The sequence below is a fragment of the Halobacterium salinarum DSM 3754 genome (assembly GCF_008124605.1).
Taxonomy (GTDB): domain Archaea; phylum Halobacteriota; class Halobacteria; order Halobacteriales; family Halobacteriaceae; genus Halobacterium; species Halobacterium salinarum.
Genome location: NZ_VRYN01000001.1, coordinates 953,238 through 966,710, shown reverse-complemented (window position 1 = coordinate 966,710; position 13,473 = coordinate 953,238). Strand labels below are relative to the sequence as shown.

General features: G+C 58.7%; 9 protein-coding genes and 3 pseudogenes. 9 read left to right on the top strand and 3 right to left on the bottom strand.

Going from position 1 to position 13,473, the window contains the following annotated elements; all coding sequences use genetic code 11:
- Nucleotides 1-83: 83 nt before the first annotated feature.
- Nucleotides 84-965: a D-glucuronyl C5-epimerase family protein gene (locus tag APQ99_RS05055; protein WP_136361042.1), complete on the top strand. Its 882-nt coding sequence runs from the start codon at nt 84-86 to the stop codon at nt 963-965.
- Between the two features lie 172 nt (nt 966-1,137).
- On the opposite strand, the gene APQ99_RS13040 is transcribed toward APQ99_RS05055, so the two are convergent.
- Nucleotides 1,138-1,515, bottom strand: a complete 378-nt coding sequence (locus APQ99_RS13040) for a hypothetical protein (protein ID WP_394347178.1) — start codon at nt 1,513-1,515, stop codon at nt 1,138-1,140.
- 397 nt (nt 1,516-1,912) lie between these two features.
- Here APQ99_RS13040 and APQ99_RS05045 point away from each other — a divergent pair.
- The 6 genes and pseudogenes from APQ99_RS05045 to APQ99_RS12790 form a co-directional block, all read left to right on the top strand.
- Nucleotides 1,913-2,272 (top strand): annotated as a pseudogene (locus APQ99_RS05045) (helix-turn-helix domain-containing protein); the annotation flags it as partial.
- A 139-nt stretch (nt 2,273-2,411) separates the two neighbouring features.
- Complete coding sequence (tnpC, locus tag APQ99_RS05040; RefSeq protein ID WP_136361041.1) at nt 2,412-3,809, top strand: IS66 family transposase; 1,398 nt, start codon at nt 2,412-2,414, stop codon at nt 3,807-3,809.
- Nucleotides 3,701-3,991, top strand: coding sequence for a helix-turn-helix domain-containing protein (locus tag APQ99_RS12985; protein ID WP_338035957.1), 291 nt, complete (start codon nt 3,701-3,703; stop codon nt 3,989-3,991). The genes tnpC and APQ99_RS12985 overlap by 109 nt, the downstream gene beginning before the upstream one ends.
- Nucleotides 3,883-4,467: an IS630 family transposase gene (locus APQ99_RS05035; RefSeq protein ID WP_244289026.1), complete on the top strand. Its 585-nt coding sequence runs from the start codon at nt 3,883-3,885 to the stop codon at nt 4,465-4,467. Before APQ99_RS12985 ends, APQ99_RS05035 begins: the two co-directional genes overlap by 109 nt.
- Nucleotides 4,468-4,892: 425 nt before the next feature.
- A complete protein-coding gene (locus APQ99_RS05030; protein ID WP_136361040.1) occupies nt 4,893-6,092 on the top strand; it encodes an orc1/cdc6 family replication initiation protein in 1,200 nt (399 codons plus the stop codon).
- A gap of 73 nt (nt 6,093-6,165) precedes the next feature.
- Nucleotides 6,166-6,330, top strand: a pseudogene (locus APQ99_RS12790) (RNA-guided endonuclease TnpB family protein); the annotation flags it as partial.
- Nucleotides 6,331-6,557: 227 nt separating this feature from the next.
- On the opposite strand, the pseudogene APQ99_RS05020 reads toward APQ99_RS12790, so the two are convergent.
- Nucleotides 6,558-6,869: pseudogene (locus tag APQ99_RS05020) on the bottom strand (cell division control protein Cdc6); the annotation flags it as partial.
- 193 nt (nt 6,870-7,062) lie between these two features.
- Entirely contained in the window at nt 7,063-7,779 is a 717-nt protein-coding gene (locus APQ99_RS05015) for a hypothetical protein (protein WP_136361039.1), read from the bottom strand.
- 254 nt (nt 7,780-8,033) lie between these two features.
- On the opposite strand from APQ99_RS05015, the gene APQ99_RS05010 reads away from it, so the two are divergent.
- Nucleotides 8,034-10,121, top strand: coding sequence for a serine/threonine-protein kinase (locus APQ99_RS05010; RefSeq protein WP_136361038.1), 2,088 nt, complete (start codon nt 8,034-8,036; stop codon nt 10,119-10,121).
- Nucleotides 10,111-12,417, top strand: coding sequence for a hypothetical protein (locus APQ99_RS05005; RefSeq protein WP_136361037.1), 2,307 nt, complete (start codon nt 10,111-10,113; stop codon nt 12,415-12,417). Before APQ99_RS05010 ends, APQ99_RS05005 begins: the two co-directional genes overlap by 11 nt.
- The last annotated feature ends 1,056 nt before the right edge of the window (nt 12,418-13,473 follow it).

The following is a 13,473-nucleotide window of genomic DNA, read 5'->3' as shown; positions in this document are numbered from 1 at the left end:
TACCGTGCACCAAGTGCACGACTTTCTAAGCTAGTAACTCTCTATAACAGTCAGAAACTCTATCATAGTGTGTGAAGACTTCTATGACACCCTCAGAGGTTAACTATGACAACCGCCCACAGTGGTTCCTGAACCCATACAAGAAACCTCCAGAACCTCCGGGAACAGATGAAATTCAGAGCTGGACTGTCGCAATTACGGAGGACATCCGCGGCGAGTCCGGTCATCATCCTCTTCGAACAACTCGACGGTTAGGTGCTCTTGCTGACTGGTACCATATGTCTGGCGACGAAGGGTATCTAGAGAAGGCCGCAGAAATCGCAGACAATCTCATATCAGAGCATACCACTGAATTAGATGGTGGATACTATTTCAACTACGGATTTGAGTTCCAAATCCAGACCGACTACACTCGTCAACCACCATGGTTTTCCTGTATGTCACAGGGTACGGGTTTGTCTGCCTTCCTCCGATTATATGAAGCAACCGAAGATCAGCGCTTTCAGGAGTTTGCAGAGAAGACATATCAGTGTTTCCTAAATCTCCGGTCGATTAGTCCCAAAGCATGGGTCGCTTTCTGTGATGACTCGCAGCATCTTTGGCTCTCGGAATATCCTGAGCCAGGATTACCGCTTCGTGTCCTAAACGGAGCAATTATTGGTCTCTGGGGCCCGTATGAATATTGGTTAGTAACTGGTGACGATAGTGCTAAAGAGTACGTACAGGCAGTAGTAACGACGCTTCGGGAGCATGCGATGGAGTACCGAAATCCTGAAGAGAAAAGCTACTACGCCCTCACAGAGAAACATCTAGTACCAGATCACTATCATCGACTCCACATCTATCAGATGCGCCAACTTGCCAAGTTCGCGAATGAGCCCTTTTTCGACGAAGTCGCAGACGTATTCCTAAAAGACCGACCAGATTTGGGATGGAAGGACTGTGATAGTCTTCGGTGTGAATAATCAAATACACTTCTCCCCTATCCGACCGTATAGAATATCAACATGGGGAAAACACCAATCACAGTCATCCACCCTAACATGTCGAGTATTCTGAGTTAAAATCACTTTAAGGAGTGAACAAGCTCCGGAGCGCGCCGCGGCAACACCAGTACTTCAAATTCGCTGACGACCGTCACCACGAGCCGAGGTCGACAGCAAAGTCATACTCGTAGTACTGGCCCCATGAGGCCCCCTCGTTACGAGAAGTCCGATCAAGAATCCCACGCATCGCAATATCCGTGAGGTGGTCGTGCATCCGGCGTCGAACTAACGGGTCACGTGGATAAATATTCCGCACGCGAAACGGGCCCGTGGATTCGATTGCGAGCGAGAGATGGCCGTGACGTGTAAGTTCGCGCATCCCGTGTTCGATCTGACTGCGTTCGAGTTTGTTCCGGGCGTCGTGGACGGCGTCTTCGGCGATCTGATAGAGCGGGTCGAGAGCCTGACGCGCACTTCCCGTGTCTTGTGCTGCAATTCCAGCACAGAGTGCGAGTACGCCGGATTCGATGGCGTCGTCGTAGAGTGCGTCTTCAGGGTGGCGTTCGAGAATCGCCTACAGTTCGGGCGCGTTGTAGGGTGAGAAGTGGATTTCTTCCTCGGAGAGTGTGTCCTTGACTTTCAGGGAAGGGTCATCGCGGAAGCCGAAGTCGTTGCTAATGCCGATAACGCTTGGCTTCGTGTCCGTGAGGTAGTCATTCGAGCGCGTACGCGGAATTTTGTAGAGACTTTTATGGCGCTGTCCTCGCTTGCCGAGACTGTCTGGTAGTGATCTGCCCCGTTCCCCACGTGTGTAGACGGTTGTACAGTATCAGGTGCGTTCTGCCGACAGGTTGTCATTGCACGAACCGGGTGGGATGCTATAGTAACCAGTAGAACTTTTTACTCAGAGTGTCTTGTAGCAGTTAGTGAAGCATCTCGACGATATCTCCGTCGAAGAACTGCAAGACGCCCTCGACAACGCCGACGGAAAGAAGCCGACACAACGGCTCTTAGCCGCAATTGCGTACAAGAACGGTGTGACGCAGACCGAACTAGCCGAGTGGTACGACGTTCAGCGGCGAACGATCTACAGCTGGCTCACGCGACTCGACACCGACGAGTCGCTTGAGCACGCCGCTTCTGATGATAAACGAACTGGGAGAAACAGAAAACTCTCAGAAACACAGCAAAACGAATTTGAAGCAACTGTTCACGACCCACCTGAAGAAGTTGGCCTCGACGCGCCGGCGTGGACGCCAGCGCTCGCCCAAGAGTATCTCGAAGAGTACGTGTTTAGTCCCAGAACGATTTCGGTAGGCTCTCGTAGGAGTCGTCCAACTAGTGCAGTAGATCGATGCAGCAGGCGAACGAGTGCATCTTTGAGGGATGGTCTCCGGGACGGAGACCATCCCGTCTCGCCTGCTCATGACGTCGTCCGAGCCGTCCAAAGAAGAGCTTCTTACGCAGTTTGCTGAGCTCAAGCAAGAAGTCGAGGAACTACGGAAGGAGAATCAACGCCTCAGAGCCAAACTCCGGTGGTACGAAGGGCCGCATACACCACCGAGCAAGGACCAATCAGACCAAGAGGAGTCGTCCTCGTCCGATGGAGACGAGGACGACGAACAGCCACGTACTGACGGTGGCACGCCTGGCCGAAAAGCTGGACACGAGCCAGAATGGCGTGATGCCCCTGACCCTAACGAAGAAATCGAGGTCACGTGTGACTGCTGTCCAGAGTGTGGTGAACAATTCGACGAGTCGGCGGGCGTCAGCCCCCGACTCGTCGAGGAACTCCCAGATCCACAGCCGCCCGAAGTCACACAGTACAATCGTCACCACTACGAGTGCCATTCATGTGGGACCGAGACTGTCGCCTCACACCCCGACTGCCCCGATGAGGGGCAGTTCGGGGTGAACGTCATCGCACAGTCAGCGCTTTCGCGGTACGATCACCGGCTTCCCTACCGCAAGATCGGTGACCGCTTCGAGCAACTACACGGACTGGAGCTGTCCGCCGCATCAACGTGGCACGCGACCGAGCGCGCTGCGCGCGCCGGTCGCTGCGAATACGAGCAGATCCGTCGCCAGATCCAGCAAGCCGACGTTGTCCACGTTGACGAGACCGGAATCAAACGGGACGGTGAACAGGCGTGGCTGTGGACGTTCACCACGGACGAGCACACGCTGTACGCGGTCAGAGAGAGTCGTGGGAGTGATGTTCCCGCGGAAGTCCTCGGTGAGGACTTCGCGGGAACGGTCATCTGTGATGGGTGGACGGCGTATCCAGCCTTCAGCGAGACGCTTCAGCGGTGCTGGGCACACATTCTCCGGGAAGCTGAAGAAGCAGCCGAACAGCAGGATGAAGGGAAACCGATCTACCGTGCTCTGAGACAGCTGTACGTCGCTCTCCAGGCCCGGCTGGAGAGCGACGTGACAGTGCGCGAGCGGGCAGAACTACAGCGTGTCGCGCGAAGGGAGCTTGAGTCGCTGATTGAGCGGTCGGTTCCCGACGGACCAGTGGCAACACTGCTCGGGAAAATCGAAGGAGGTCTCGACCACTGGCTCACCTTCGTCGGTGAGCCAGGGGTCTCCCCGACGAACAACGCTGCGGAAAACGCGCTGCGTGAGCCGGTGGTTCTCCGGAAGCTCATCGGAACGCTCCGTAATGACCGCGGTATGTTCGTTCACGAGACGCTGCTGTCCCTGCTGGCGACGTGGCGCCAGCAGGGACGCAATCCCTACGAGGAACTCAGGCGAGTCGTCCAGGACAACGAGATGCTTTCACGAGCTCAGGCTGTGCCGGCTGTTGCATCCTCGAGGTAAACACGTACCTCGAAGATACGTACGACGTGGAGTACTCAATCCCGAGTTGCCGGCGGTTGCTGAAAGAAGCGGGATTGAGCTATCAAAAACCGCGCCGTTCAGCCGCCGAAGCCGACGAAGACGACCAAGAAGAATTCCACGACGAGCTCAAAAAAAGCGGCGGGAGATGGACGCCACCGTAGTCTGCATCGACCAAACCAAGAAATCCGTCCAAGTTGAGCCGCGTGCCGCGTGGTTTCCGCGCGGCACGCGGCCCTCGGTCGAGCTTTCAGGTCAACGTGACTGGACGTGTTTGCTGGGCGCGATCACCGAGAACGGTGATCGCTTTTTCTCCCGGTTCACCGAGTACGTTACCGCCGATCACGCGAAACATTTCATTTTAGCACTATGCAACGAATTTGAAGATAACTTGATCGTCGTGCTTGATGGAGCGTCGTATTTCCAGGCGTCGGTCGTCACGGACCTGGCGGCCCGTGACGACCTCGCCTTCGTGACGTTACCATCGTATTCGCCGGAGCTAAATCCAGTCGAAGAGTGCTGGAGACAGCTTCAAGCGGCGCTGAGCAACCGCTTCTTTGACTCACTCGACGAGCTGACGACCGCGATTGATACCGCTCTCGACCAACTCTCCGTCCCTAATGTGAGCAATTACTTCTAATGTTTACTATATGAACTGAGAATTCTATGATACGCTCTTCTGGGAGACCTGACTGGTGGTAGCCAATTAAGCCGGACAGAGAGTACGATTCGTCTGTCTCAGCTGGGGGGCGGCGACTGTTACGTCTGTGATGGATAACGTCACATCGACCTACTTGCTCGTATTATATGTGTGCAATATAGGGCCTATTTAAAGCTCAGGAGAAAGAGAGTACGTTTCGTCTGTCTATGTCTTGAGTTGGTAGGAAATCGGAGGATGCTCCTTGTCCAGTTGTCCGTGATTGTGCTGAGAGTTGGTTTCGTTTGTCCTGCACAGTTTGGGTGAATTCCGCATACTCGAGAGTATTCCACGACAGTCGAGACAGAAGAGACAAACAAAACTAGGTTTTAAGTATATATGGTGGTTAGGGAGAAATAGACCGACAGATGGCCGGACCGTTCAGCGATATCGATCGCTCGATCTTCGCCGCCAAGAAGATTCTCTCCGAAGACTATCAACCCGATCAAATCCTCGAACGGGACGAGGAAATCGATGAATACCGTCACGCGCTGGAAGACGTGCTCTTCGGTCGGACGCCACAGAACATCATGCTGTACGGCCGAACCGGGCTTGGCAAGACCGCAGTAACCAAATACATGATGGACGCACTTCGCAAGGAAGTCGCCGAGCGTCCCGACGCCGACACCCTGTTCGTCCACGAACTGAACTGTAACAAGAAGACCGTCTACACCGTTGTCCGCACGCTCGTCAACGACCTACTCCCGGAAACCGCAAGCAAGTTCCCGAAACGCGGTCTCAGCACCGCCGACGCCTTCGAGGAACTGTACAACCAACTCGATCGACATGGCGGGACACACCTGATCGTGTTCGACGAAATCGATCATCTCGACGACATCGATACCCTACTGTACGAACTTCCACGCGCAAAATCGATCGGACATATCACGGATTCGAAAGTCGGCGTCATCGGAATCAGCAACAATTACACATTCCGACAAGAGCTCTCACCGAAGGTCAAGGACACGCTCATGGAGACAGAAATCTCCTTTCGCCCCTACAACGCAAGTGAACTCAGAACCATCCTCGCTGACCGCGCGAATCACGCATTCGTCGATGGCGTCTGCGACGACTCAGCCGTCGCAAGGGCAGCAGCAATCGCGGCAAAAGACCGCGGAAACGCACGTCAAGCAATCGATCTCCTCCGTGTGGGCGGCGAAGTGGCGAAACGTCAGGACGACGACCAAGTCGATGATTCACACATCATCGAGGCCCAGGAGCTGGTTCAACGCGGTCGGTTGCGGAATCGGATCCGTGACCAAACCCAACACGCACAGCTCCTCCTCGAAACACTCGCGTATCTCGAAGAACAGAACGAAACTCCTGCTCGTTCGAAAACAATCAAAACCCGATACGAGACCGTTGCAGACTCACACGCCGTAGACCCGCTCACAACGCTCAAAAGCATTCAAAACCACCTTTCGGACCTCCACATGCTCGGATTCCTGCAGCGGACAGACCGGAATCGTGGCGAAAGCGGTGGCCGATACTACGAGTACAGTCTCGATCTCGACCCGGACGTCGTTCTCGACATCAGACGTGAAATCGAAACCGAGCGTGACCCGTAGGGCATCGACTGGAAGACAGACGAAATGTACTCTCTCACTCTCGCGGTCTCGCTCTCAATTCTCTCCGACCACTTTGAGGAGAGACGACGACACCACCACAACTGGGCACAGAACAGTCCTCGGTGTGAACCAACTTGCGGTCGCTTCGACCGGATGGTTCTGGTCGGCAGACGAGTTCCTCCACTGGAAACGAGAGTACGAGAACCGGCGTTGTAACCTCCAACAGTGTGGGGTGCAAACAGATCTGCGCCGGAACCTACAACTCAGACGGAATCTTCGAAGTCCCCTGGTGGATGCTCCGTCTTCGAGTAGCTAGCATTCCAGTGCTGTTAACCAACAAATCGTGCTAGCGATGGATTCTGTTGGTTAACGCTCTGCCCGCCGCTGTTCAGGCACTGAGGACGGTGGAGCCACGGCCTTCAGGCGGAGCAGGCCGAGTGTCTCGGGACTTGACCCCGAGGCGATTCACCGCACGCTGTTTCTGGACGCGACGCCCTGAATTTTCTCGAGTTCAGCGTCAAACATGAGGACGTCGGCCATGGCGTCGACGGCACTTTCGAATGGGACATCTAACTCGTAGCTGTAGTAGTTGCCTCGGGAGCCGCTGCGGTTCTCGTATTTGGAGAGAATGCCGAGCATGTGGAGATCGGAGAGATGGTTGTGGACAGAGCGTTGCTTGAGCGGATCGTCGGTGTTGGCGGCCGACTTGCACAGCGACGTGTACTCATCGTGAACCGCCTCGGGGTAAGTGGTTCGAGACGCCGACGGCGTCTCGTCATCACGGAAGACAAAGTCTTCCGTACGACCCCGAGGCACTCGGCCTGCTCCGCCTGTAGAATCGCGTTGCCGACGCGGTCATCGGTGTTGTCACCGTTGACGTGGTGTAGGAAGCGTTTGTCCTGATGTAGAGGGTCTGTAGGCGGGACGTCGAGTGTACACTTCGAAACTCCTCGATTGTAGGGGCTGTGAGTTAACGTACTACTGGGTGGGTTAGTTTGGTGTCGTGTCGGTTGATGGGTTCGGTGGCGTTGTTGCGGTGGTTGTAGAGTTTCCAGTCGATCCAAAGTTTGGAGTCTAAAAGGAGGGGTGTGATGGCTTTCTTGGGTGGGAAGTTGTGTTGTTCGGTGAGTTTGGTGCCATCTCGGTCGCGGGCGCCTTTGCCATATTTGGCGTAGAGGTCTTGGGGGAGGTCGCTTGCGGTGAGTGCGGGGAATTCGTGGAGGTTCGTATTTGTGTCGATGAGGATGGTGTCGGGTGGTGTATTTGCTCGCGGATGCTGTTGTTTGCCGGTTTTGATGCCTTGGCGGAGTGCTTTGCGGAAGGCGAGGCTGGTGTCGGCGATGTCGACTGGTTCGAGGCTGTGGTGGTGGGCTGGGTCGGTTACGAGGTCGGTGAGTCCGAGGTATGAGAGGGTGATTGGTGCGCTGGCTGTTTGGATTAGGTCGTGGCTGGTGTTCTCGTGGAGCGTTTGGAAGGCGTTTTTGCGGAGGGTGTCGGGGAGTGTGGTGGCGAGTGTGGAGATGTCGATGAGGGCGTTGGCGAGTCGGTTGGTGATGGCGTTGCGGCGGCGGTAGTTGGCTTTCCGGTCGAATTCGTCGTCTTGGGCGGGGTTTGTTTGGGCGGCGAGCCAGCGGTGGTCGGTGGACGTGAGGATGCCCCGCGACCGTTCGAACGAGTTGTCGGCCATATGTCCGGTGATTCTCCGGACATGCTTTATACTATTCGGGTTGACGGCCGCCACCGCCTCGTTCTTTAAAAGGGTCGTACGGTGGGCGGTTCGGACAAAGTCCACTCAGCTGGGGTGTATTGGTATAGGTGGATGACACACTCACTCCAGCCGACCCGGCACCGACTGCACACACCCAGCCAGCCACCATACTCCCGAGACGGACACGCCGTGAGTGCGTGCACTCACCGAATGCACTCGGGACTCCAGCACGCATGACGGACGAATACGGCTCCGACGAATCGTCGTGGTGGCTTGGCCGAGACGGCATCGTCCACCTCGTCCAGCCGGGCCACGCGGATCCGGCGGCGGCCATGGACCGGTCACTCGGCGCACCACTCATGCGAATCATCGAGGAAACGTTCGAGGACTGCCCGAACGTCGAACAAATCGAAGTGCTCGTGGTCCCCACCAAGACTGGGTACACATGCTGTCTGCACGCCCACTCCTCGACCACAACTCGAACGCAAGCGCCAGTACCCGCGGCGCATCGAACGACCGGGATGCTCGTGGATGCGGCGAAGCGCCACCTGCCCGGGCTGTTCGGGATTGAAACGGGCTCGCTGTGGCTGCAGCCGCTGGCGCCGGCGCACGCAGTGACCGGTCGCGCAATCGAAACGACTACCAGGTGGAGCCTGACCAACACCCGGCAGCCATTCCACGTGATGAATACGTGGACGGCCTCCCGGCGCCGCGGCCCCCTCGTCTACCAGCTCCTGATTCGGCCACACCAGGACACGACGTACCCGGTCACCCTTCGGGCGATGCAACTCGGCCAGCGCCCCCCGACCGATGCGGCCGCACTCGGCGCCCTCCTCGAGGAGGGCGTGCCCTCACCGCTCGACGTGGGGCTGCCGGCAGACGTCACGTCCGCCCGCAGGCTCGCCGACAACCACTGGGAGACCGTCCCGGTGGCGCGAGCGAGCGGTGGCCCTGACGCGGTCCGCCCCACAATCGGATACGTCCCGGAAACCGACGGCTACCCGCCGTCGGCGGCGCTGCACGCCCGGGAGTGTCTCACGACGGCCCACGAGACCCGTGGCTTCCTGGCGGCCCGCGAACACACCACCCCCTATACCGGGCTTGATGGCGCGCCCCGGCTGTCGGCCACTGCCGCCGACCTCCAGCGCCTGCTCGACGTCTTCCCGCTTCCCACAGACACCAGCTGGCGGGCAACGATGGGGCGTTCGCCACGGCTGGCCCGCACAGCCGTCGAACAGCCACCAACCGGAACCGACTCGGACTCCCTCCTCCCGACACCACCGGAGGGGTGGCCGGCGGCGACTCCCGAGCAGGCGTTCCTCCGAACAGCAACTGGCTGGCTGTCCCCCGGCGACCACGAACCCGACACCCTGTCTGCCCCGATTGGTGGCTCGCACGCCACCGCACCGACAACAGCGGGGGTTGTGGTGGTCGCTGACCAGGCCGCCGGGATCAGCGACGCCCCCATTGGCACGCCTGGTGGCCTGGTGTCCGTCGCGAATCACGCCGTCACGGCCGGGGAGCCGCTCTGGGTTCTCACGGCGGACGCGGCCACCAGCCAGTGGGTTCACCGGACGCTCCATACCCCCTGGCGGACCACCCACACGAAGACGAGTGAACCCTATGACCTCCCGGACGTCTGGGCACTCGACGACAACAGGATCCCGCTCGAGGACACGACGACGCAGACGGCGTGGCTGGTCGCCCCAACGAACGAGTGGGGTGTCCACGTCGACGGCGACGTTCGCGCGCACGGCCACCTCGACGCGCTCACCACGCCCACCGTCTTCGAGCTGCCGTACCTAGAGCAGACCTCGGACGGCTTCGCGCACGTCACCACGACCGGCGACGTGTGTGCGACATACCCAGCGCTCACCGCCGTCGCCGACCCGTGGCGCCCGATCAAGCAGCCAGTCATCCCCCAGTGGCCGACGTTCGCCGACTACGCCACCGTCCTCGAGTACGACTCGATGACGTTCCGGCCGGTGTGGCCGACGCCACCCTGGCTCCCACACACCGACCCCCATCGCATCCTGCGGTATTACCCCGATGCCGCCCGCAAGTTCGTCGACACCCACACCATCCCCCGAGTATCATCGGCCCCACCGGCCACCGGCGTCAACCACTGGCTGTCGCGGTACTACCAGGGGCACGCCGATTACGCACTCAACGCGCCGAATCGCAACCGACTCGCGGACATCCTGGACAGCCCCGTCAAGGAGACATCCGACGGCATCACCCTCCCCGAACGCGCCTGGGCGATCCCACCCCAGACTGACCCAGCTACGACCCATCCCCAATCCGACTCACATGGCAACTAACTCCACGCACACGACCCGAGATGCAGAGCCTCCGACCACCACGACCACCACCGATGACGACGACGAGGACACATCGCCCGGACCGACCCGTCATAACGCAGTGCGCGTGATCCTCCCCGGCCGGATTGACTCGGAGACCCAACTCGAGGTCTTCCTCCCGCTCGAGGACGTCTTCGCCGACGCGCTCGCCAAGTCAACCCCACTCGACACCCTGGAGTTTCTCACGATGCCCGGGGACAACCCAGATGACGAGGCCGGAGTCGCCCAGCAGGAACACTACCTCTGCGCCCACGACACGTCCCGGACCGACGCGGACACCAACACGGACGCCATCAAGGCAACTGACCCCGACCAATCCACGTTCGACGCCCCCGACATCCCGGACGAAGACGCAAACACCGCCACCAAGACCGCCACGAACGCCATCACGAACCCACTCGAGGAACACTGCCCGGAGATCGACTACCAGGTCGGCAACCTCGATCTCTCCCCGCTCGCAGACCTCCCGGTGCCGACCAGCCGCCTGCTCGTCTACGCGGACCACTCCATCGACTCCACGGAAGGCGCCGAATTCCTCCGCGCAATCAAACTCCTCAACGAACTCATCACCCAGAACATCCCCCACATCTACCAGCTCCTCATCCAGCGTGGCTCCAACCAAAGCGACGCGGAATACACCGCCACCGTCCGTCTCGCCGTCTTCGACGAAGAATACGGCGTCGCCACCGACGACGACCTCGATGCACACCTCGCGTCCCCCTACCAGTACTGTATCTCAACGTACTTCCGCGACCAGAACACCACCAGCAACTTCGACCTCCCCATCCGACGGTTCACAAACGTCCGCGACAACGCCAACAGCACGCGCTACCGCATCAACGGCCGCCCAATCTACCTCCGGCACCACCCGTTCCCCATCGAGGAACTCGCCACCTTCCGCGAGTACAACAACCTCCTCGCAGCATCATTCACCGCCGACGAGCGCTACAAACGCCACTTCAACTGCTACGCACGCATCCCGCTGCACGGCGACGCGGTCCACCACCTCGCCGGCATCATCCCCGCCTACTACAAATACTCTCCCTGGGAACGCACCGCCGTCACCGACTGCCCATCATTCTCAACCACCCACATCCCAACCACGTCCTCAACCCCCCAGCGTCTCGGCACCACCACCGTCAACGCTGATCATCCCACCGACACCACGCAGTCCGAATCCAAACCCCACCGCGCGCTCGTCAACGCGATCATCAACTTCCTCGTCCAACAAGGCTACACCATCCTCGCCGTCGACCAGGACACCATCGACGCTGACCTCACCAACCCCGACCCCACCACGCAGCCATACTTCCCGGGTGACTCCCAGCCCGACATCCTCGCCGAAAAGAACGACACCATCACCGGCTTCGAAGCCGAAATCAATGACTCCAACCCCGCTGCCTACTTGAAAAACCTCGAACGCGCCAGCCACTACGACTACCGCGTCGTCGTCGTCACCGAAGACAACAACCTCTGCAGCAACAAACTCAACATCGCCAGCCAACCCTACCGCGACAGCACAGCACGCGGCGTCATCCTCTACACGCTCTCAGACTCACTCACCACCGAAGACGGCGACATCACCTACCTCCTCCCCCAAGACGCCAGTGCAGCAATCTGGTATCTCACCGGCGACCAACTCACGCTCTCACTCGACGACCACCCGGACGTCAGCTGCCACGCCGAAACACCACTCCACGAACTCACCTACCCGACGCCACGCTACCGCAAACAGGGCGGCGAGTACATCGTCACGGACGCCACCGGCGAACACATCGCCACCTACCCAACAATCAAAGCCCTCCACAAGGAGTTCAGCGAGCTCAAAGCCCCCTTCATCCCCACCCAGACCACGTACCTCGACCACATCGAAATCCGCTACCATGACGACACCGCTAACCAACTCAAACGCTACCGCAAACAACCCATGTGGGCGCGTGAACACATGACCAAATCCGGGAAGCGAACCAAAGCCGCCCGCGACACCTTCATCAACAGCCACACCCGCCAGGCCGACAGTGAATCACTGTTCATCCCTGCCGTCCGCGAGGAATTCTACGCCTGGCACGACCACCAAACCGACCTCGACACAGCCGGGGACTCCTGGTTCGCCCGCGACCTCGACAACCAATTCGACGCCTCTGACACCGACAGCCGTGAGCGCAAACTCCTCAACCGCACCTGGCACTACACCCCTGGCCTCACCCCACACCTCCCATCCTTCCCCGACCCGGACGACACCACAACACACGACTGACAGCCCCCCACCCTGAAGCCCGAGACATCCTCCCCGAACATTCCAACCACAACCCCAACCACCACCAGCATCCTCCGCACCGAACACACCCGATCGCCGACCCGAGCACTGAACCACCCCCAAGGACACCCCCTAGTTCCAGCAGTCACGTCCACCAAAACCACCACCACGATACACCCGGACACACCCACCCATTCAAAACATCAACTAAAATCCATATATTGGTCGGGTCGCGCTCTACACCACCCCCTACACCATCCAATACACCACCGCAGACCCCACACACCACAACACACCAAACCACCAGACAGCGATACGCCCACACCACCAAATCCCGAGTAAATAATAACAATAACCCCACCAACCACAACGCACCAATACACCCACCAACACTCGAACACAAACACACAAACATACGAAAGAAAATGAAAACAATCTGTTAAGAAATCGCCCGCACGGGCACCCCCCAACTACCCCAACAGGAACCCCAACCCAAGATTTCCTCAAATCCATCTGAGCACCCACCCCCAGACAACCAGTAACACCCACCCCACGCTACCGCCTCAACCACCCACCTCAAATTCTCCACAACCACCACCCGATACTCACACCCCCCTCCCCAGCACAACCACTCCCCCCCTTCTTCTTATTCTTATTAACTACTCGGGCCGCAATGGTGTACCCCGAGTCACGCCCCCCGATCTGGTGTGGAATGCCGGCGTGATTCTACACACCATCCACCGAGATTCCTACACCATCCCGGAATGGTGTATCAAAGCCACCCCAAATCGAACTGGACCTGAAGTCGCACTCCCTCCCAGGGGGAGCCAAGAGAACTGGGTTCTGACCCCTCTGAGAGTAGGGGCATGATCGTACGCTCGATACCGTGACTCATAGTCACGCAACGCCCGACCAGTCAAGTTGTATCCCACCCCGAAACAGGTTGATGGCCACAGGCGGTGTCTCGGGATTGTCTGTGGGGTGGGGGTGCTGGATTGGTTTGTATTCCCCCGAGAGGGGTGGAGGGTGCGTGTTGAGCGTGCCCCCGTGAGTAGA